The following is a 21,118-nucleotide window of genomic DNA, read 5'->3' on the forward strand; positions in this document are numbered from 1 at the left end:
TGGGCTCGGAGATGTGTATAAGAGACAGTTTATAATCAGAGCGTTAACGATCACTCATTATATCACGGAAGGCGGTTCTATTCATCGTTATCTGGCTGATTCACAATAAATAAAACAAGAAAAATAGGGTAACAAAATAGCGCCAAAATAAGTATAATTCATAGATAAATAATAATATTTAATGACCGACATTTTTGTTAACCATGCCGATTTTCCTCGCGGAAAAACGGTGAAACTTTAGTTTTCTCTACAAAGACGCCTTAAAATACATTGTGGGTCGATACCTTGGAGATCCAGAGGGTACTGCTGCAGTTGCTGGAGCCATTGCGGTACGCAATTCAAGAAAATCATGGGTTACCAGAGTGCAGGAATGGGATTATTTCCATGGCATTGCGGTAGTTAAAAGAGTTCAAAGTCTTTATCAGGGCACGCTGGTTGCGCAGGGCGCATTCTCCTTGTACCAGCGTGACCTGGTCAAGGAAATGGGCGGATGGGCTCCTTGTGTCGGGGAAGATATTGTCTTGTCCTGGGGATTGCTCAAGCAGGGTTACCGGATTGGCTATGCTGAAAATGCTATTGTATTTACCAACGTACCTGAAACCTATAAACAGCTTTTTCAGCAACGTCAGCGCTGGGCACGCGGCATGTTTGAAGCAATACGGGCACATCCTGGCATTTTTTTAAAAAGAAGAATAACTCTGCAGTTCGTTTTTATGAATATGTTATTTCCATGGCTGGACATTAGTTACCTTTTGTTTTTTATCCCGGGGCTTATTGCTGCGTGCTTTGGATTTTTCCTGCTTGCAGGGCCAATAACCCTCTTGCTTTTACCTTTGGCAGCACTGAATAACGTCGTGATTTTCTCAGTACAAAGCACCATGTTTAAAGAACGCGGAATACACATTCGCAAAAATCTTCGTGGTATGTTTCTTTATGTATTTCTTTCGCAATTACTTATGTCTCCAGCCTCTCTTGCCGGATATGGTTCAGAATTGTTAAGCCTGAGAAAAAAATGGGGTACCAAGTGAAAAAAAACCCTATTCAAATCGTGGTGGTCATTGGTGGGCTGATGTTTTTTTGTGGTACCACCGTTGCGGTCGCCGACCCGGGACAAGATATCCGACTCGGGCGTCAGGCTTTGACCCAGGAACATCCTGATTTGGCTTTGTCTTATTTTCGTAAAGCCAGAAATGAAATCAATCGCCATCCCGACAAATACCATGATGATCAGCTTGCCGCCCTGTCTGGTCTTGGTTATGCCGCACTCTGGGTCGGTAATTCTCACGAAGCAGAAAGCGCTTATTCCAAGGGCATCTCCATCGCCCATAGCCCTGAAGACCAAAAAACCATGCGCGTAGGTCTCGCCAGAGCACTGATCAATTTGGGGCGCCCCAGAGAAGCTTATGATATTTTAAAACCGGTTCGCAGCATGGGTGCCGACCCGCAATTACAATCTGCCATTGCCAGCGCTTTACTGAGTTGGGATACGGTAGCCCAGAAACATCTGAACCTGGCCGCACCCCATGGGGTTTACCCTGGACCCCAATGGCAGGCGCAACTTTTCCGGCAAACTTCAGATTTTGTATACTATCCTTTGCATGATCGTATTAACGTGGGCTATCAGTACAGCAGCGATAGCGACCACAACATCAATCAAATCTACCAAGCCGGGGTTACCATTCCCGGCGACGGCCCCGGTGACAACAGCCTCAGCCCCACCATGTGGTATGCTGGCTTTCGCCAAACGCAAATCAATGACAGCAATGGTCAGATTGGCATTTCGACCGTGGAAGGTGGCTGGTCTGCGCCAATCAATACCAACTGGAATTACAGCATACTTGGCGGAGTCAGCACCGCCAGAAACTGGACATTTGGAAGACTTGACGGGCAGCTGAATTATCAACCCAGCGATTCCTGGGGCCTCAATCTCAGCTTTGATCAACAACCGATTCGTACGGTTACTGCCGTGGCCAACAAAATTCTCATCAATACAGTCAGTTTGGGGGGCTTCGGGCGTCTCAGGAATATTGGCACTGTGGGTGCCGCTTATTTTCATCAGGCTTTTAGCGATGGCAACCAGCGTGACGGAGTAGTCGTTCGTGTTACTCCTGAGTTTTATAGTTTTAGCAGTTTGCCTATCAGTCTTGGAGTTCAGGGATATTTCAGGGCATATACCAGCGGAACGCCTTTGCAAATTCCATATATTGACTCCTTGGGGAAACCAAGACAAAGAAACGCATATTTCAGCCCCCATCACTACAGGGAAGCATTAGGTTATATTATTTATGTGCAGAAATTCTCTCCATACTCGGTGATGCGCCTGTACGCCGGGTATGGAGACCAGACCATAAATGGCGTCACCACGCCCATCACTGACTTTTACGGCACCATTACCGGCATAGTTTCAAAATATTTACAGTTCAGCCTCACCGGTGGTTATTCTCAGGTAGCCAGCGCTTACGGAGGAGGCCCAGGCTATCATCGGAGTTACGTGGGGGCCAACCTGACCATACCGTTTTAAGCGCAATCCTGAGTAGTGAACCAGATGTCTGTGGGATCCAATTTGCCTACCCACTTTTTCCAGCAGCTCCCTGGTATTCTGGAAATATTCCGAATACCTTCGATGCGTTCCAGCAGGGTCCGGGAAGTGTTCTGAATCAGCGCCGTTATTTCACTTTGTTCTGAGGTTCTGCGCTTCATACCGCTCAACTTTCATCTGCATCGCTCCTGTTTACCGATACGGGGTCCGCACTGGACGATTTACGGGTGGTTTCGTCGGCATTCTCTTCCATCACGCACAGCTCCCAGTAACGGGTGCGCTGCCGTTTGTTGGCCTTGGCGCGATACAGGGCCTGGTCGGCATAGCGCAGCAGGGTCTCGAAATCGTCGGCGTAAACACTGTTGGACAGGCACACGCCCATACTCAGGCGCACGCCCACCACCACGCCGGATTTGAGATGAATCGGTTCATTGATGACGACTTCGATTTTGACCAGAATCATTTCCAGTTCCTCGAAGTTGTTGAAGCCTTCAATCAGCAGCACAAATTCATCCCCACCCAGACGCGCCACATAGTCGCTGCGGCGCAGGGCGGCGTGCAGGCGGCGGCCCACTACGCGCAACACATGGTCCCCCGCCTCGTGGCCGTAAAGATCATTGATGGGTTTGAAATGATCCAGGTCGATCATGCAGATGGCCAGAGCGTCGTGGCCGCGCTGGACGCGGGGTAAGGTAACGGCCACCTGGTCCATGAGGGCGCGCCGGTTACCCAAACCCGTCAGGCGGTCATGGCAGGCTTCGTATTCCAGCTGTTCGCGGGCCAGCCATTCGGCGGTCACATCGCGCTGAATACCCACATAATGGCTGATGGCTCCAGTACGCTGGTAAATAGGGATAATGCTTAAATGATTCCAGAACGTCTGACCATCGCGGCGGTAATTGAGCAGGCGGCCGTTAAAAAATCCCTGACCACAAAGCGCCTCGTCAATTTCGGTCAGGGTCCGGGGGTCGGTACGCGGGCCTTGCAGATGATGCAGCCCGAAGCGGCTGATTTCCGCCAGGGTATAACCGGTCATACGGGAAAAGCTGGCATTCACATACAGAATGCGCCGGTCGGCATCGGTCAGCACCACCCCCTCTTCTGCGGCTTGCAGGGCCGTACCCAGCAACAGCTGGTGTTCGCGCGCGACCCGTTCGCGGAGTATGCCTATCCAGTCTTCCAGGGCTTCACTCACCCGGCGGGCGATGCCCTCCAGCACCACCTGACAGTCTTGCGGGAAACCCCGTTGATCCCGGTCATACAGCACCAGCAGCGCCCAGGGCTGGTGGTCACGGTGAATGGGCAGCACCGCCATGGAGCGTAACTGATAGGGACGGGTATTTTGCTGCCAGGCCCTGCGCAGGGGGCCTTCTGAGAAGGGTTCATTAAACAGGGCCTGTTGTTCCTGCCAGACCCGGAACAGCGGGCCATGGTCGGCGGGCAGGCCGCTGCGTCTTTCGGCAAAGCTGTCCAAATAGGCGGTATCTCCGGCATTCGCCAGGGTATGCAGGGAATTGTCCGGCTCTACCCGGCAGACCCAGGCCAGGGTGACGGGGGTACATTCCACAGCCAGGGTACACAGGGACTCCAGCAGGATGGACTCCTGATCGGTGTGTTCCATGACCTGCCCGACGGCCTTGCTGAAAGCCAGATATTGTTCGAGGCGGCTATGGGCCGCAGCCGAAGCACCCGCAGGCAACCCCCCACCCCAGCCCAGACGCGCCCAGACCCGGCGCCAGGGGCCGTTTTTGGGGCGCGGATCAGGAGCATCACGGGACATGCGCGAAGGGCCGTAGATCAGGGGATAGGCAGCCAGCGACCCTCCGCCCTGCCAGGCAGGACGGTGCGCCAAGCGCCGCAGCCCGCGACGATCAGGCCATTTTCAGGCCGTGGGTGACGGGTATCCGCTGATTGGCGGGTTTTTGATCGCGCTGCATGGCATAGAGGGCCTGCAATTCACTGCGCACGACATTCAATTCCATGTCGATGGTCGCGGTGGCGGCACCGCGTTGTTCGCGGCGACTGAGCAGACGATGGCGCAATTGCTGGAGCTCATTGATACGCTGTTGCGGATGATGGGCGTTCATGGTCGTTCTCCTGTGAGTTTACGGGGTGACTTTCCCGTTTTGGGTGATGATGACGCCGCTGCTTGTCGCGGCGTGAATGAATCCTTCGGCACTGCAGGCGTTGGCAATAGCGGTACCGAGATTGCCACTGCAGCCCGTTATGCTGACCATGACGGTCACTTGTTGAGGTCCTGCCTGACTGATGGTGGCCGCATCAATCAATACCTGACCGCATTGGCTTTTTTGGTTACTGGATGGCACAACAAAAGCCGGTGTGCCTGAGCCATACACCGGGTCGGCCACATCATGGGCAGATTGTCCGTTCAGGGTGTTGTAAATGTCCGTGGTCACATTATTGTTACTGGCGGCAAAAGCATTGGTGACTGCATCCACCGCCATTTTCAGATTGCCCGATACTGTCTGCGCCTTGGCCGTTTCGATGTACGCAAAATATTGCGGTATCGCAATGGCCGCCAGAATCCCGATGATCGCAATAACAATCATCAGTTCGATGAGGGTGAAGCCGCTGTTCTTCTGGAGTTTTATTATGGGGCTGGGCATGGGATGACCTTTCCGAGAGGGTTCTGAAATTGTTCTTGAGATAGGGATCAGAGCACTGTCCGAAAGGTGCAGCCCCGAAGGGCTGCGGAAGGGCAAGGATTAGCTAAAAGAAATACCCCCGTTAGAATCTATGGTTACGGTGCAGCTTGATCCGCTATTACAACCGCTTACACTACTTGTGCTTTGTCCAGAGCCGGCAGTTCCAGAACCTTGCAAGTTCATGGAGCTCAGCGCTGCACCAACTGCAGTTTGAAGGCTCGAAGAGGCTCCACTAGGTGTCAACGCCACTACAAAAGTGCTATTAGTGGATGAGACAGGGAGAGTGCTAGTTATATTGAAATTGTATCCGTCAACAGTTCCAGTCGTTGCATTAGCGCCAGTGCCGCCAGGTGCTGAAATAGAAGTCGTTTGGCCCGCCGCCGCAGCAGCGACTGCTGCAGTGCCTTGAGTAATCATCTGATGAAAATCCTGTGTAATCGTTGTTGCTTTGGAAGTCACGATGTACTGCTCATACTGCGGAATGGCGATGGCCGCCAGAATGCCGATGATGGCAATGACGATCATCAGTTCGATAAGGGTGAAACCGGCTTCGGCGCTGGCCTGCGCCTTTTTGACTAACATGCTCATGAGGATGCTCCTTGTGTGGTAAGAAGTTCGGCAACGCCAAGAGGCGCTGCACTGCGTCTAACAAAGCACTAACCATGCCAGCATCAGAAATTTGCCTGTTCACAGCGCCACAGCACTATCAACCATTTGTTTTAGAGATATATTAAGACCTGAATGATAGGGCGATGACGACGCACAATAAAAGCCCTCTGCCAAAATTTGCCCCACGTTTCATCCCAATCCGATGAAATCCCACCATGCCTTCATCGAAAATCGATGAAAGCTTTTCGCTTTTCCATTAAAATCGATGAAATAAAACCTGCAGAAAGGAAGTCTTATGGCTGCATCCGGTTCGTCCAGTGCTTTCATCAGCCCGCAAATGGCCGCCTTGCTCACCGGTAAAACGGTGCGGACCATTCATAACTGGCTGGATTCTGGCGCCATCGCCGGGCGGCAGTTACCGAGTGCGCAGGTGCCCAGCGGGGTGCTGCGGCAGGTGGACCTGAGCAGCCTCGCCGCCAAGGAGGCGCACTGTCTGCTGCAGGCCTTTGTGGGTTGTGTGCTACAGGCCGACAGCGGCGATGCGCAAGCCCTGAATGAGGTCGGCATTTATTTTTTCTGGTCCGGCGAGTACAGCATTGCCGCCAACTGCTTTGAGGCCGCCGCCAAAAAAGGCCACGCGGATGCCATGGACTTTTTATCGACCTGCTATTTCAACGGTCAGGGCGTAGACAAAAACCAGGGCCTCGGCCTGCGCTGGCTGGGCAGCGCCGCCGCCCTGGGGCATAGTCTGGCCCAGGGCAAATTGCGCGCGCTGGGGTTTGAGGTTTAGGAATAGACCTTGGTTCCTTGTTCGCCACGTCGATAAGCAGCTAGCCGCTTACTTGCTTCCTCAGCCCATAAGTGGTCAAGAGGCTATCAACGATTTTCAAGCGGCCCCTGGCTGAAAAGCCCACAGCTTGTTCAATGCGGGCGGCTTCCAGATCGGCTTGCGCCAGTTCAAACCACTGAATGGACCGCTGTATTCTTTCCTGGTCGCTCATATATTAACACCCCTTCCTTTTTTATGGTTTCTATCATGGGTTCAGATATTTTGGTTCCCAGGCGTACTTCTTCTGTTGACCAAACAATAATATCGCAGCCCCATGTAAAGCCTTGCTTCCTTACCATCTTGAGCAGATCAGAAATTGCATCCTGGCGTTTGGACCAAGGTAATTGCGCCACGGTTCCATCGCATTCCACAAAAATATCAATATCAGAATTCTCTGGGGCTTCTCTGCGGGCAACAGAACCAAATACCCATATGCGCGTTGACCCTATGCGCTTGATGAGTGCCGGGACTAAAAGCGTCTTTGCGGCAGACATACGACAATCGGATGCCGCATTGACAGTTTCACGAATGCGGGCCTGCCCCTGATTGAGCCATTGCCGAACTTCGCTTGAAATCATAAACATCCCGCAGCTTGTGAGTGTGCAAAACGCACTGAATCAAGAATAATAGATGCCATTCAGTATTCAGGCAATAGTTCAAAAAATGCTTGTGAAATAATCAGTTACCCCGGATCTATGATACTGGTTACCCGGTTGATGATTTCGCGCGTCGTTTGCTGGTCCAGAGTTTCAATGTATTTTACTTCACCAGCTCTGGCGCTGAGATCGAAGGTGCGCATCTGATTGCAGACGGCAACACCGGTCGTGTCGTGTCCCGCAATGACCACGGTCAAACCGTTTTGTCTGGCATGATTGCCGCCACTGGTGATAGGCACGCAGGTAACCAGACCGAGTTTGTTAATTTCGGTCGGTGTAATAACCACAACCCGATGCCGATCCTTCTGCCACGCGCGATAGATGGCGTCCGGCCAACCGTGCGGCGACAGCAATGCGCTGAGCAGCACGTTGGTATCCAGGACGACCCGCATCAGTGCTCACGCGCCCATTGCACAGCTTCGTTCACGATAGCGGTCAAGTCGGCCTCGCTCACGTTTGCGTTTGCCGCCTTGGCCTCTTCAACAGTACGCTCGAAGATGTAGCTACGTACCGCCTGCTCGATGAAACGCGACAGGTCGCCCTTGCGCCCGCCGCCTTGCGATGCAAGGAACATGCGGACGGACTGATCCGTGTCTGCCGACACGGCAAGATTCCAGCGCACGGTGCTCATGATGCCCCCATTTGAATGTTTACACACATATGACGCATGGTTCCGGAAAAAGGGCACCTCCGTAACCTTGGCGGCTAGCAGTCCGCAGGACCATCTTGAAATCCCATCAGTTCCATCTATATAAGTAGTTCATGACGTGTTGTTCTCGTTGATAAACCGTCATAGCGTAAACGCAACCATCATGGCATATCTATCTTGCTGACTAGATTTAAAAAGGAAAATTTATGTTTATAAAGCAGCAACGTGTTGTTCTGTCCATCACCCTTGGAGCTCTGTTTTCCACTATTCTACTTTCTGGGTGTGCCACCACGACGCCAACCACTACCACAAAAATGGCTTACGTCGTCTATGACGTGAAAACCCCAACTAATGTTTCATATCAGGATGTTGTCAATGCTTTTGTGTCTGGTACAAAGGAATATTTGTCAGGAGCTGCCGTTCAGGAGAATCCACCCCCCTATCCGTTGCCCGATCAACCCGGTCGTTTTCAAAATAGCCAGATGTCTCAAATGTCAGGCATGGGCGGATTGTCTGCCATTGCAGCGATGTCTGGGGCTGTCCTGCCCAGTATTGTAAGTTGTCCTGGAGCATCAGTGATCGCGCGGGGTGCAGATAACAGCTATTCCAAGTATGGCAAAAACGCGACTTACACATTTTGCCTTTACCCATACAAAGGCGGATATCAGGCTGATGCCGTCGGCTCATACACCAGCCAATCTGGTTTCTCCTCAAATCCTAATGTACTGGGTGCAGAATTAGGAGGATTATTTACCAAGGCGGTAGGGCTTGGTTCTCCATCCCAGTTTATTGAAGACACCTTCGGCAACGTCAGAAAGTCCTTGGCGAGTACTGGCTCTAAGGTGACCGTAGTCGACTCTTTTGATCCATTTTCCACAAATCAGTAAACCCAGCAACTCAGGTCAAAGGGCATCACTATCCTAACCTTCCATATAGTTACAATGGCATTTTTCAGGCTAGTTATCTAGCGGCCTGCAGGGCACCCGCTGGGGGTGCCCTGCACTGCGGCTGCCGGATTCCCGGCGGTTGCGAGTCAACGATCCTTTTGCACAGCTGAAATTGATTGGCCGAAATCCAGTGGGGCGCAATACCTTTGGTGTTGTTCGATGTTCCGGAGATGTGAAAAGTCGCCCGTTGGATATGGCACAAAAAAGTGAGAAAGCGGACTGGTTTCAACAGGTCATAAGCAAAGCGCGGTTTTTTGTGTAATTCGTTGTTTTTATTGGCGGAGAGGGTGGGATTCGAACCCACGTGGGGCTATTAACCCCCATCCGATTTCGAGTCGGCGCCGTTATGGCCACTTCGGTACCTCTCCGTGGAGGCATACATTAAGCTTTCGTGCAGTCTTCGGCAAGTCTTTGTATAACCTGTTTCAGCCGCTGCTTGCCATGAGGTCCGGCCTGAACTTACAAACGTGCTCCATCATTACGGTCTTTGGAGCTGATGAACTGGCGTTTGAGAACATGCTCGCGCTTAAGTCCCAGCCATAAGGCAATAGGACTGGCAACAAAAATGGAGGAATAGGTACCGACCACAACGCCAATTACCAGGGCGGTAGCAAAACCATGAATCACCGGTCCCCCGAACAGAAACAGGGAGAGGGCCACCATGAAGGTAATAAAACTGGTGATGACTGTTCTCGACAGGGTTTCATTAATGGCCACGTTAAAAACCTGCGCGACGTCGCCACTTCGGGAGGCGCGCAGATCTTCACGCATCCGGTCAAACACCACCACGGTATCATTGAGCGAGTAACCCATGATCACCAACAAAGCCGCAATAACTGTCAGCGAGAATTCTTCCTGGGTGATGGCAAAAAATCCTACTACCAGAATGGGATCATGGAGCATGGCCAATACCCCACCCACAGCAAAACGCCATTCAAAACGGAAACCGACATAAATCAAAATACCCAGGGTGACAATAATCAGGGCCATGATGCCCTTATTGCGCAGTTCCTTGCCGACTTCCGGGCCCACGTATTCGGTGCGACGTAATTGCACGTCGGGATAAGCCGTCTGATTTTTCTGGAATACCTGAAGAATTTTGGTGCCGACGGCGCTGCTTTCGCCCGGCTGGGTACGCAGACGAATCAACAGATCACGATCGCCACCAAAGGTTTGCACCACCACATTATGAAAACCGGCAGTGGTCAGGGTACCGCGCACTGCGCCTAAATCCGGGGTTTTGCTGAAGGCCAGCTCCACCAAAGTACCACCCGTAAAATCAATACTGTAGTTTAGCCCACGCACAAAAAATACGACTACTGAGGCGACAATCAACAAGGCGGATATTCCGAGGAATATCCGGCGCCTCGACATGAAATCCACATGGGTACGGGCTTTGAATAATTCCATGATGCGGCCTCAGATATACAGTTTTTGAATGCGCCGCTTACCGAGGACGCGTTCGATAATACCGCGACTCATCATGGTCGCAGTAAACATGGAGGTAATGACCCCGATAGTCAGCACCAGGGCAAATCCCTTGATGGCACCGGTACCAAACTGGAAGAGCACCAGCGCGGCGATCAACACCGTAATATTGGAGTCCACAATGGTGGCAAAGGCTTTTTTGAACCCGGCATCAATGGCGGCACGGACACTCATGCCATGGCGCAGTTCTTCGCGGATCCGTTCAAATACCAGCACGTTCGCATCGACGGCAAGACCGATTTTCAGAACAATACCCGCAATACCCGGCAGAGTCAGGGTGCCGCCCATCAGGGAAAGCACGGCCAGAATGGCGAGAATATTGACCAGAATGGCCAGATCGGCAATCAGACCAAAAGCCCGATAGTAAATGGTCATGAAGGCCACCACGAAAATCATGCCGAACACCACCGCCATGACACCATCATGAATGGAATCCTGCCCCAGAGTAGGACCAACCGTGCGCTCCTCGGAAATGTGAACCGGCGCAGGTAATGCACCTGCCCGCAGTTCAATGGCGGCATTGCTGGCGGCTTTGAGATTGGCAAAACCCGTGATCTGGGCTCTGCCGCCCGTGATGGCTTCACGAATCACCGGCGCCGTAACCACCTTGTTATCGAGCAGAATGGCCATGCGCTTGCCGACATTTTTGCTGGTCAGATCGCCAAAAATCCGGGTACCGGCATTATTGAAACTGACGTTGATAATAGATTCGCCGTTATTGTTATCCACGCCAGCACTGGCATTACTGAGATAACGACCCGTCAGCACCGTATCGGTATACAACACATAGGGTGAATTATGCAGACCATAATACAGGGCGGTTCCCGGCGGAAGTTGGCCCTTGAGGGCATCTGCCATGTTGGCCTGATCATCCACCATCTTGAATTCCAGCTGGGCCGTAGAACCAATGATCGATTTGGCACGCTGGGTATCCTGAACACCGGGAAGCTGCACGGCAATATGCTCAACGCCCTGGCGCTGAATCACCGGCTCAGATACGCCCAGTTCGTCAATACGGTTACGAATCACCACAATGGCCTGTTGTAAGGCGTCGTCTTTCATTTTCTTGGCGGCATCGGGCGTGATGGTGACGTCGATTATGCCCTTGGGTTGTACGGTGACGGCATAATCGGGGTATTGCTGGGCAATCACTTTTTGCGCTTCCACAGCCAAAGCCGGACTGGCCATTTCGATGGCCAGAGCATCAGGCCCCGTAGTATTCACAGCCAGATATTGCAGATCCTTGTGACGCAGAAAAGTGCGCAGGCTGCCACTATCCTGCTCCAAAGCGTGTTTGATGACCGCATCGGTATCCACGCGCAGGAGCAAATATACACCGCCGCGCAAATCCAGTCCGAGGTTTACGGGCTTGCCCCCTACGGATTTCAGCCAGTCGGGCTCGGCGGACATTTGCGACAGAATCACCTGGGCGTTGGCCGGAAGCTTATTCTGCAACAAAGTTTCGGCCAGCCCCTGGGCATTGTCGTTGGGAAAAAAGAATGTGCTGCCCTGGGCATCACTACGGACGCTGCTCACCGGAATTTTGGCGTCCTGGAGCCAGCCTTGCAGGGTCGTTACGGGCGGAATGATCGTTCCGATCGGGGCGCGGACTTCCACGGCAGCATGCCAACCGTAAAAATTGGGCAGTGCATAAAGCAGCGCAGGTATGACAACCAGGAGAATGATCAGGTACTTCCACCACGGATAACGGGTCATGAACAGGCCTTAAAGTTTTTTCAGAGTCCCTTTGGGAAGCAACAAGGTGACCGCCGCCTTCTGGACTTTTACGGTAACCCCTTCAGCGACTTCAAGGTGCAAGTATTCGTCGCCCAGTTGCATGACGCGCCCGGCGAGGCCGCCGACGGTAACCACTTCATCCCCCTTGGAGATGGAAGCCATGAGCTGGCGTTGTTCCTTGGATTTTCTCATCTGCGGACGAATCATCATAAAATAGATAATTGCCCCGAAGACCAGAATATAGACAATCATGATCAGTCCAGAGTCTGAACCACCACCGGCTGCAGTTCCGGCATAGGCATTGGCAATCGGTGAAAAACTCATTATTCACTCCTGATCAGGTTTGCGGGCGCCCATTGTAGCCTTTAGGCGTCAATGAGGGAACTCGCGGTACGACGTTGATAAAATTCCTTTCGGAAGGCCTCCAGACGGCCCTGGACAATAGCCTCGCGTAGCCCCGCCATGAGCTCCTGATAGTAATGGAGGTTATGTTGGGTATTCAGGCGCGCGCCCAATATTTCATGGCTACGCTGCAGATGCCGCAAATAAGCCCGGCTGTAATTGCTGCAGGTATAGCAGCTGCATTCCGGATCCGGGGGAAGCGGATCTTTTTCGTAACTGGCGTTACGGAGCTTGAGAATGCCGTTGCGCGTAAACAGCCAGCCATTGCGGGCATTCCGGGTCGGCATGACACAATCAAACATATCCACGCCCCGGTACACCCCCTCTACCAGATCTTCCGGCGTGCCCACACCCATCAGGTAGCGGGGTCGGTCGGTAGGCATCTGCGGCATGAGATTTTCCAGTACCTCCGTCATCTCGGCCTTGCTTTCACCCACCGAAAGTCCACCCACGGCCAAGCCCGGAAAATCCAGTTTCTGCAAACCTTCCAGAGAACGCTGACGTAAATCGCCATACATTCCACCCTGGACAATGCCAAACAACTGACCGGGACCCTGATAAGCCCGACGGGAACGTGCCGCCCAGCGCAGGGAGAGTTCCATGCTGACCCGTGCTTCCTCGTAGGTCGCCGGATGCGGCGTGCATTCATCAAAAACCATGGCGATATCCGAACCCAGCACGGCCTGAATGTGCATGGACTCTTCCGGTCCGAGAAAAACCTTGTGACCATCCGTAGGCGCACGAAATTCCACACCCGCTTCACGGAGTTTGCGCAGGGCCCCGAGACTGAACACCTGAAAGCCGCCAGAATCGGTCAGGATGGGGCGGTCCCAGTGCATCATTTTATGCAGGCCGCCGAGGGCAGTGATGACTTCCAGCCCCGGACGCAGAAAAAGATGAAAGGTGTTACCGAGAATGATGTCCGCACCGATGGCTTTCAGTTCTTCCGGGGCCATGGCCTTGACGGTGCCATAGGTCCCTACCGGCATGAATGCCGGCGTTTGAATATCTCCCCGGGGCAAGTGGACAATACCGCGCCGGGCTGCACCATCCCTGGCCAGACATTCAAAAATACCCATCAGGGCAAGCACCGCGAAAGCGCTGCAGGGGTAATGAACATGGCATCTCCATAACTGAAAAAACGATAGCGGGCGGCAACCGCATGCTGATAGGCGGCGAGCATACATTCAGTACCGGCAAAAGCACAAACCAGCATCAGCAGCGTGGACTCGGGCAAGTGGAAATTGGTCAGCAGTGCATCAATCACCTGAAATTTTTTGCCGGGATACAAAAACAGGCGGGTTTCACCCACGTAAGGACGCAAGGTGCCGTCCTGTCCGGCGGTTTCCAGTGCCCGGCAGGCTGTTGTCCCTACCGCAATCACCCGTCCGCCCCGGGCTTTGGTAGCTGTGATGGCTGCCACGGTGTCCGGGGAAACAATCAGGGTTTCGGCATGCATCTGATGTTCTTGAACCTGCTCGCTGCGGACCGGCAAAAAAGTCCCCGCCCCCACATGCAGGGTCACAAAACGGCGCTCCACGCCTCGGGCATCCAACGCCTCCAGTAAGCCCTGATCAAAATGCAGTCCGGCCGTTGGTGCGGCGACTGCCCCCGGTTTATCGGCATAGACTGTCTGGTAACGTTCCTGATCACGGGCTTCGGGAGCACGGTGAATGTAGGGGGGCAACGGCATGCTTCCCTCAGATTCCAGCACCGCCAGCCAGGAGGCCTGGTGAAGACGCAGGCGGACATCCATCCCGTCTTTTTCCAGCACCTCTGCACGATCGCCCTGCGCCAGTTGTAACATCATGCCGGGTCGCAAGGCTTTGGAGGATTTGGCCAGAAACCAGCCTTCATCCTCCCCCAGCAGGCGATCCAGCAACAACTCGACGGCGCCACCGGTTTCCTTGCGGGCATGCAGGCGCGCCGGTAGCACCCGGGTATCATTGAGAATCAGCAAGTCACCCGGATTGAGGTATTCTGGCAAGGCGCGAATCCAGCTATCCTGCCAGTGCCCGGAATTACCATCAAGCACCAGCATCCGCGAGGCGCTGCGCTCTGCCAGTGGCTCCTGGGCAATGAGTTCCGGGGGCAAATCGTAGGTAAAATCACTTTTCAGCATCTTGTCTCTTTTTCAGGAAAACCAGTCCGACTCATCATTATCAGGATGCGGGATGACTTGCACCTGGGTAATACGCGGGCCTTTTTTGCGCAATACCAGAACATCAAAATCGGGAAACACTACTCTTTCGCCTTCTTCCGGAACCCTGTCCAGTTGGCGCATGACCAGCCCACCGATGGTATCTGCTGCATCTTCGTCAATATCCCGATCCAGACAACGCTCCAGGGAATAGAGGGACAGGCTTCCTGAACCCACCCAGCTACCATCCAGGCGTCGCTGCCACTCCTTGCGCTGATGGCGGAATTCGTCGGGGATGACGCCGAGGAGGCTTTCCAGAACATGATCCAGCGTCACAAAACCGGTGATTGTGCCAAGGTCATCCACCACCAGCGCAAAATGCGGATGACCGGAACGAAAATGGCTCAGCAGGTCCATGGCGGGCATGGCTTTATTGACCGAAGGCAAGGGACGTAAAAGACTTTTGAGATCGCCCAGATTATCATGGCGCGCCATCTGCGCAAAAGCGTCTTTCACATGCAGCAGACCGATCACATGCTGGCGGTCGCCCTCGCAAACCGGGTAACGGGTAAAACGATGGCGCAACATCATTGCCCGGGTTTCTTCGGAACTCTCTTCGCGCATCAGGCAGATCATGTCTGCTGCGGGACGCATCAAATCACCGGCTGTCAATTCATTGAAGTCCAGCGTGCGGTCGAGAATATCACCGGTGCGCTGACCCAGGGTTCCCTGAGCCTGGCTGAGGGCAAGAATCATCGCCAGTTCATCCCGGGAATGCGGCGCATCACCGGCATGCTGATCCAGACGCAGGGCGAACAGGCGCAGCACCATGCGTGTTGCCCCATTGAGAACAAAAATGGCGGGGTACATCAGCCAATAGAAGGCGTAGAGCGGAGCGCCCGTCCACAGGGAAACGGCTTCGACTTTACGAATGGCCAGGGATTTAGGTACCAACTCGCCAATCACAATAACCACGAATGAAACCAGGGCGAAGCCTACTGCCAGCGCTAGTGAATGGAGCAGAGCCGGGTCCCGAACCCCGAAAAACCGGAACACCGGCTCCAGTAGATGCGCCATGGCGGGCTCACCAATCCAGCCAATGCCTAGGGAGGCAAAGGTAATGCCCAGTTGCGTGGCCGAAAGATAAGCATCCAGACGCGCATGCATCCGCACCAGAATGCGCCCACGCAGCCCATGTTCCTGGGCCAGAGTACGCGCATGGGTGCTGCGCAGGCGGACCAGGGCAAATTCGGCCGCCACAAAAAAACCATTGAGAAAAATCAGGAGGGCTGCCAGTAGCAGCCCGTTTGCTTCAGTCACCGGGGCAGACCCCCACCTGCAGCACTTTGCTCGGAATGTGTTTAGTCATCACTGGCGATGAGTTGCTCCAAACCCGCAAAACTTTGCACCACATCATTACTTTGCAGGGTTACACCCAGCTGCCGGGCAATCTGGCTTATGGAAAAAATTCCACGTATTTCAAATCCATGCGTGGTTTCCTCACGCACCAGGGCATGCTGACGACCCGCCTTGCGCAAGGTGAGGACAATATCCCCTACAGTGGAGCGTTCTACCTCGGGAAAATCCAGCACATCAATTTGTCCAAGGGGCACCATGATATTCTGGACCTTGATGTCATCACGGGCGATATGGTCTTCTGCAGCCAGCCGAACCGGCTTTTCCCCCATGATATCCCGGGCCGTAATCAAGCCGACCAGGGTCCCCAAATCATCCAGAACAAATAACAGGCGCACGCCCACATGAATCATGCGCTGCATGGCCTGATCAATAGTGGACTCCGGCTTGGTGGATGCAGCCGGGACGCGGCGCAGATCCGTCATACTATTCAGTGCGGAGTCTTCCGGCTTGAGACTCAGGGGCAAACCATTATCAAACAGACAAATGCGGGTATCCGGCTGGAGGCGGTAACGTTGTAAGGCACGGAATCTTGTCATCTCTTTTTCTCCGTCAGTTTAATGATAGGGAAACAACTCTCTGTAAACACAGCATAGCGCAAATCAGACAGCGCTATTTGCGGCTGCAAAACCTCGTAGCAAATCATCCCGTAGATCATCTACATGTTCCAGACCGACACTGATGCGCAGCAAACCATCGCCAACGCCGGCAGCAGCCCGGGCTTCAGGACTGACCCGGCTATGGGTTGTGCTGGCCGGGTGGGTGATGGTGGTTTTGGCATCCCCCAGATTGGCGGTCAGGGAAAGCAGACGCAGGCCATTGACGAAAGCCCAGGCTGCTGCCTGCCCACCTTTCAGATCAAAGGAGAGGATGGCACCTGGACGCTTTTGTTGCTGCGCGGCCAGGGCATATTGCGGATGCGTTTTCAGGCCTGGGAAATACACCTGTTCCACTTCCGGACGGTTGTCCAGCCACTCGGCCATTTGCTGGGCGTTCTGACAATGCTTTTCCATGCGCAAAGCCAGCGTTTCCAGCCCTTTAAGCTGCACCCAGGCATTAAACGGACTCAGGCTGGGGCCAGCTGTGCGCACAAAATTGCGGGGCCCATTATTCAACAGGGCGTTACTGCCGCACACGGCACCACCCAGAGTCCGGCCCTGCCCGTCCAGATATTTGGTGGCAGAATGTAACACCAGATCGGCCCCAAACCGGAGGGGTTGCTGAAGTATCGGCGTACAGAAACAATTATCTACTACCAGCCAGGCGTCGTGTTGATGCGCCAGATCGGCCAAAGCCGCCATATCGCCAATCTCCGTCAGGGGATTGGAAGGGGTTTCCAGAAACAGCAAGCGGGTTTCCGGACGAATGGCGGCTTTCCAGGCCTCTAAATCCGCCAGGGGCACAAAGGTGGTTTCCACCCCGAAACGTCCGAGAATGCTGCTGAGAAACTGTACCGTCGTCCCGAAAATGGAACGCGATGCGACAATATGATCGCCGGCCTTCAATAACCCCATGAAGGCCGTCATGCAGGCGGCCATCCCTGAAGCGGTCGCCACACAAGCCTCAGCACCCTCCAGGGCTGCCAGACGCTCTTCAAAAGTGCGCACCGTCGGATTGGTAAAACGCGCGTAAATATTTCCCGGGACTCGCCCGGCGAAACGCTCGGCCGCTTCTTCAGCGGAGTCGAATACAAAACTGGAAGTCGGGAAAATGGCTTCGCTATGTTCCTGTTCCTGGGTTCGATGAATGCCCGAACGAATAGCGAGGGTTTCCGGACGCAATTGCGCAGTCCAAGCCGCATCCTGATTTTCTGAACTCATTTCACCTCCTTGAGCAGGTGCAACTGACGGGAGCCATGTCCTTCAGGGGTAGGCAAAGGATAGTCGTCACTGAAACAGGCATCACAAAATCCCTGAGTGCGCGCACCTACCGCTTCGTAGAGGGCGTCCAGACTGATATAGCCCAAACTGTCCGCCCCGATGATTTTCCGCACTTCCTCAATACTATGCTGGGCAGCAATCAATTGGGAGCGGTCCGGAGTATCAATACCGTAATAACAGGGCCCCGTCGTTGGTGGTGAACTGACCAGAAAATGCACTTCACGGGCCCCGGCAGCGCGCACCAGGTTGACAATTTTGGCGCTGGTGGTGCCGCGCACAATCGAGTCATCCACCAGAATGACGCGTTTACCACGGAGAATATTGGGTTGGGCATTGAGCTTGACCTTGACGCCAAAATCGCGGCCACGCTGGGCGGGCTGAATAAAGGTGCGGCCGACATAATGATTACGGATCAGGCCCAGTTCAAAGGGGAGACCGGAAGCTTCTGCATAACCCATGGCCGCAGCAACACCAGAGTCCGGCACGGGCACCACCAAATCAGCCTCGCGCGGGTGCAGATGGGCAAGGGCCCTGCCAATCTGCTTACGCGCCGAATACACATGGGTGCCATCCAGAACGCTATCGGGGCGCGCAAAATAAATGTATTCAAACACACACATTCTGCGTTCGACGGGGGCAAAAGGCCTGCGGCTTTCGATGCCCTCCTTGGAAATAATGATGAGTTCGCCGGGCTCAATATCCCGGACAAATTCAGCACCCATCAAATCTAGGGCGCAGGTTTCGGAAGCCAGCACAAACCCCCCGGAATCAATCAGACGACCGAGAACCAGGGGACGAAAACCCATGGGGTCGCGCACGCCGATCAGGCGGGTTTCGGTCAGGCAGACCAGGGAATAGGCACCCGACACTTGTTTCAATGCCGCAGCAAGACGGGTTCCGGGATCTTCTCCGGGTACTCGCGCCAGCAGGTGGACGATGACTTCCGTGTCCATATCCGTATGGAAAATAGCGCCTTCCTGTTCCAGCCGAAGACGTAATTCATCGGCATTGACCAGATTACCATTATGCCCGACGGCAAAAGCACCGTGCCGGTAATTGATAAAAATCGGCTGAGTATTCCTGAGCACAGAACCGCCCGCCGTGGAATAACGCACATGACCAATGGCCTGCTCGCCGGGCAGCTGGCTGATCTGTTCCAGACCAAACACATCCGCCACCCGTCCCATACCGCGCTGGACAAATAACTTGCCCTGATCTTCCGAAACAATACCGGCAGATTCCTGACCACGATGTTGCAGGGCGTAAAGCCCCAGATAAGTCAGATTGGCGGCTTCCGGATGCCCGAAAACGCCGATCACTCCACATTCATCATGGAAATGATCATCTTCTATCAATTGTTCTTCCCAACGTTCAGTGTGCAATTTTCTGCGACTCCAAATAGGACACGGCTGGCGCCGTCAACGATTGTGACCAGTGTTTTATGGGCTCCTGCGCCAGCCAGGAGTTTTTCCACCAGGACTCATGGGACAAATCCGAAGATTGTACCAATGTGACCAGAATGGCGATCAGCACCAAGCCCCGCAGGAATCCGAAAAAAGTGCCCAGAAACCGGTCGGTGGCTCCAAAGCCAATGCCGTATAATAACTTACGCACCACAAAAGCGCACAGGGTTCCAACTACCAGACAGCCAAAAAACAGGATAAAAGAAGCTAAGGGTACCCGCCATCCGACAGGAATATCATGGGACAACTGGGGCGCCAGCCAGCTCCCCCCCCAGGTCCAGGCTACATAAAATCCACCAACCCAGGCCGCCAATGAAAAAAATTCGCGAACCATGCCCCGAAACAGTCCCCACAGGGCGGATAATACGACCAGTCCGACAACGACAATATCCAGCCAGTAATTCACACGCTGGTACCGTCCAGCCATTGCCGGGGCAACTGCTTGACCAGATGAAATGATCCGAAGCAGACAATGCTGTCATCGGCTGTCAAAACGGAACCCAGTGCATCAAGAGCGGTTTGCATGTTTTCCTCAATTTCCACATGAGCAGCGCCCATTTCCCACAAACATTTCTGCAGACTGGCAGCACTGGCGGCACGTGGCGTATCGGTTATTTCCAGAACATGCCAGACTTCTACACGCCTGAGCAAGTTTTTCAGGGTACCTGCAACATCTTTATCGGCGAGCATGGCCACTACGGCATGGCAGCGCCCGCCCTGGCCCTCCAACAGCGTTGCCAATTGTGCCACTGCCTGAGGATTGTGGGCGACATCAACAATCAGACGCGGACCGTTTTCTCCCCAAGGCCGTAACATCTGTGCCCTGCCCGGCAAATCTGGCCGGATTGACCAATGGCTCAATGCCGCAGCGGAAACGGGTAATTTTTTTTGCAAAAACCAGACGGCGGCCAGGGCGAGGGCCAGGTTCTGCCATTGCGCAGCAGCGGGCCAGAGCGGTTCCGGTATTGCCAGGGTCTGGCCAAATCCCCACCAACGGCGGGCCTGTGCATCAAAGTCGAAATCCCGACCGAGTAATTGTAACGGCACCTGATGTTGCGCTGCTGTTTCCAGCACGGAGGCGCAGGGATTTGCAGCATCTCCGTAGAGAGCCGGCACATCGGGCCGAAAAATTCCGGATTTTTCCCGACCGATGGACAGTCGATCCGGGCCCAGCCAGTCCTGATGATCCAGATCTACCGTAGTCAGCACGCTGCAGTCCGGATCAAAAGCGTTGACAGCGTCCAGTCGCCCACCCAGTCCGACCTCCAGTATGGCCAGATCCACCTGCGCCGCACAGAGAATTTTCACTGCAGCCAGGGTCGTGATTTCAAAAAAGGTCAGGGCAATGCTTCCGGCAACGGCCGCAATGTCATCCAGTGCAGCGTCCCAGTCGGACATCGGAGCAGATGTGCCATTCAGCCGCAGACGTTCGTTAAACGACCAGATATGCGGGCTGGTATAGGCGGCAACCCGGTAACCGGCCTGTCGATAAAAAGTCTCCAGACAAGCCACCGTAGAACCCTTGCCATTAGTACCGGCCACGGTAATGACCGGCATCGGCAAACGCGCAGGCAAATCCAGCAAAGCCATGGCCGTCCGCATACGCTCCAGACCCAGGACAATCCGTTCCGGCGGGCCGGCCATGCGAATCACCTGATCACTGAGGGCATCCGTCAACGCCCTGCTCTGCAGCACAA

General features: G+C 54.0%; 21 protein-coding genes, 1 tRNA gene and 1 pseudogene. 4 read left to right on the top strand and 19 right to left on the bottom strand.

All coding sequences use genetic code 11. The annotated features are described in order from the left end of the window. Positions 1 to 257: 257 nt before the first annotated feature. Positions 258 to 1,028 (top strand): annotated as a pseudogene (locus tag H7F08_RS10115) (glycosyltransferase family 2 protein); the annotation flags it as partial. After that, positions 1,025 to 2,521, top strand: coding sequence for a tetratricopeptide repeat protein (locus H7F08_RS10120; RefSeq protein ID WP_193640496.1), 1,497 nt, complete (start codon positions 1,025 to 1,027; stop codon positions 2,519 to 2,521). The pseudogene H7F08_RS10115 and the gene H7F08_RS10120, both read left to right, overlap by 4 nt. A 184-nt stretch (positions 2,522 to 2,705) precedes the next feature. Here the strand turns inward: H7F08_RS10120 and H7F08_RS10125 are convergent, their stop codons facing one another. From H7F08_RS10125 to H7F08_RS15740, 4 genes are all read right to left on the bottom strand, one after another. Then, positions 2,706 to 4,391 carry a diguanylate cyclase gene (locus H7F08_RS10125; protein WP_193640497.1) on the bottom strand — a complete coding sequence of 562 codons (1,686 nt, stop codon included), beginning with the start codon at positions 4,389 to 4,391 and terminating at the stop codon, positions 2,706 to 2,708. Between the two features lie 19 nt (positions 4,392 to 4,410). Next, positions 4,411 to 4,626: a hypothetical protein gene (locus H7F08_RS10130; protein WP_193640498.1), complete on the bottom strand. Its 216-nt coding sequence runs from the start codon at positions 4,624 to 4,626 to the stop codon at positions 4,411 to 4,413. An 18-nt stretch (positions 4,627 to 4,644) separates the two neighbouring features. Next, positions 4,645 to 5,166: a prepilin-type N-terminal cleavage/methylation domain-containing protein gene (locus H7F08_RS10135; protein WP_193640499.1), complete on the bottom strand. Its 522-nt coding sequence runs from the start codon at positions 5,164 to 5,166 to the stop codon at positions 4,645 to 4,647. Positions 5,167 to 5,265: 99 nt separating this feature from the next. Beyond that, positions 5,266 to 5,793: a prepilin-type N-terminal cleavage/methylation domain-containing protein gene (locus H7F08_RS15740; RefSeq protein WP_193640500.1), complete on the bottom strand. Its 528-nt coding sequence runs from the start codon at positions 5,791 to 5,793 to the stop codon at positions 5,266 to 5,268. Positions 5,794 to 6,109: 316 nt separating this feature from the next. Here H7F08_RS15740 and H7F08_RS10145 point away from each other — a divergent pair, with 316 nt between their 5' ends. Then, entirely contained in the window at positions 6,110 to 6,604 is a 495-nt protein-coding gene (locus H7F08_RS10145; protein ID WP_193640501.1) for a tetratricopeptide repeat protein, read from the top strand. 167 nt (positions 6,605 to 6,771) lie between these two features. Here H7F08_RS10145 and H7F08_RS10150 read toward each other — a convergent pair whose 3' ends face one another. The 3 genes from H7F08_RS10150 to H7F08_RS10160 form a co-directional block, all read right to left on the bottom strand. Further along, positions 6,772 to 7,221, bottom strand: a complete 450-nt coding sequence (locus H7F08_RS10150; protein ID WP_193640502.1) for a nucleotidyltransferase family protein — start codon at positions 7,219 to 7,221, stop codon at positions 6,772 to 6,774. Between the two features lie 104 nt (positions 7,222 to 7,325). After that, complete coding sequence (locus H7F08_RS10155; RefSeq protein ID WP_226842753.1) at positions 7,326 to 7,691, bottom strand: type II toxin-antitoxin system PemK/MazF family toxin; 366 nt, start codon at positions 7,689 to 7,691, stop codon at positions 7,326 to 7,328. Further along, positions 7,691 to 7,930: a ribbon-helix-helix domain-containing protein gene (locus tag H7F08_RS10160; RefSeq protein ID WP_142086958.1), complete on the bottom strand. Its 240-nt coding sequence runs from the start codon at positions 7,928 to 7,930 to the stop codon at positions 7,691 to 7,693. Before H7F08_RS10160 ends, H7F08_RS10155 begins: the two co-directional genes overlap by 1 nt. Positions 7,931 to 8,154: 224 nt before the next feature. Here H7F08_RS10160 and H7F08_RS10165 point away from each other — a divergent pair, with 224 nt between their 5' ends. Continuing rightward, a complete protein-coding gene (locus H7F08_RS10165; protein ID WP_075323036.1) occupies positions 8,155 to 8,835 on the top strand; it encodes a hypothetical protein in 681 nt (226 codons plus the stop codon). 336 nt (positions 8,836 to 9,171) lie between these two features. On the opposite strand, the gene H7F08_RS10170 is transcribed toward H7F08_RS10165, so the two are convergent. The 12 genes from H7F08_RS10170 to H7F08_RS10225 all read right to left on the bottom strand — a co-directional run bounded on the left by H7F08_RS10170 (position 9,172) and on the right by H7F08_RS10225 (position 21,116). Then, a tRNA-Ser gene (locus H7F08_RS10170) sits at positions 9,172 to 9,263 on the bottom strand. A 91-nt stretch (positions 9,264 to 9,354) separates the two neighbouring features. After that, entirely contained in the window at positions 9,355 to 10,305 is a 951-nt protein-coding gene (gene secF, locus H7F08_RS10175) for a protein translocase subunit SecF (protein ID WP_024894237.1), read from the bottom strand. Positions 10,306 to 10,314: 9 nt separating this feature from the next. After that, positions 10,315 to 12,099, bottom strand: a complete 1,785-nt coding sequence (gene secD, locus H7F08_RS10180; RefSeq protein WP_081577332.1) for a protein translocase subunit SecD — start codon at positions 12,097 to 12,099, stop codon at positions 10,315 to 10,317. A 9-nt stretch (positions 12,100 to 12,108) separates the two neighbouring features. Further along, complete coding sequence (gene yajC / locus H7F08_RS10185; protein ID WP_193640503.1) at positions 12,109 to 12,444, bottom strand: preprotein translocase subunit YajC; 336 nt, start codon at positions 12,442 to 12,444, stop codon at positions 12,109 to 12,111. A gap of 41 nt (positions 12,445 to 12,485) precedes the next feature. Next, a complete protein-coding gene (tgt, locus tag H7F08_RS10190) occupies positions 12,486 to 13,601 on the bottom strand; it encodes a tRNA guanosine(34) transglycosylase Tgt (protein ID WP_193640504.1) in 1,116 nt (371 codons plus the stop codon). Continuing rightward, complete coding sequence (queA, locus tag H7F08_RS10195) at positions 13,601 to 14,644, bottom strand: tRNA preQ1(34) S-adenosylmethionine ribosyltransferase-isomerase QueA (RefSeq protein WP_193640505.1); 1,044 nt, start codon at positions 14,642 to 14,644, stop codon at positions 13,601 to 13,603. Before queA ends, tgt begins: the two co-directional genes overlap by 1 nt. A 12-nt stretch (positions 14,645 to 14,656) precedes the next feature. Continuing rightward, on the bottom strand, positions 14,657 to 15,982 hold the full coding sequence (locus tag H7F08_RS10200) for a hemolysin family protein (RefSeq protein ID WP_010642076.1): 1,326 nt from the start codon (positions 15,980 to 15,982) through the stop codon (positions 14,657 to 14,659). Positions 15,983 to 16,023: 41 nt separating this feature from the next. Continuing rightward, a complete protein-coding gene (locus H7F08_RS10205; RefSeq protein ID WP_193640506.1) occupies positions 16,024 to 16,617 on the bottom strand; it encodes a CBS domain-containing protein in 594 nt (197 codons plus the stop codon). Positions 16,618 to 16,680: 63 nt separating this feature from the next. Then, a complete protein-coding gene (locus H7F08_RS10210) occupies positions 16,681 to 17,898 on the bottom strand; it encodes an O-succinylhomoserine sulfhydrylase (protein ID WP_024894243.1) in 1,218 nt (405 codons plus the stop codon). Further along, positions 17,895 to 19,340, bottom strand: a complete 1,446-nt coding sequence (purF, locus tag H7F08_RS10215; RefSeq protein WP_193640507.1) for an amidophosphoribosyltransferase — start codon at positions 19,338 to 19,340, stop codon at positions 17,895 to 17,897. The genes H7F08_RS10210 and purF overlap by 4 nt, the downstream gene beginning before the upstream one ends. Further along, a complete protein-coding gene (locus tag H7F08_RS10220) occupies positions 19,330 to 19,848 on the bottom strand; it encodes a CvpA family protein (RefSeq protein ID WP_010642080.1) in 519 nt (172 codons plus the stop codon). Before H7F08_RS10220 ends, purF begins: the two co-directional genes overlap by 11 nt. After that, positions 19,824 to 21,116 carry a bifunctional folylpolyglutamate synthase/dihydrofolate synthase gene (locus tag H7F08_RS10225; RefSeq protein ID WP_193640508.1) on the bottom strand — a complete coding sequence of 431 codons (1,293 nt, stop codon included), beginning with the start codon at positions 21,114 to 21,116 and terminating at the stop codon, positions 19,824 to 19,826. Before H7F08_RS10225 ends, H7F08_RS10220 begins: the two co-directional genes overlap by 25 nt. Positions 21,117 to 21,118: the final 2 nt, after the last annotated feature.

Origin of the sequence: Acidithiobacillus sp. HP-11 (assembly GCF_015100075.1) — a bacterium.
GTDB lineage: Bacteria > Pseudomonadota > Gammaproteobacteria > Acidithiobacillales > Acidithiobacillaceae > Acidithiobacillus > Acidithiobacillus thiooxidans.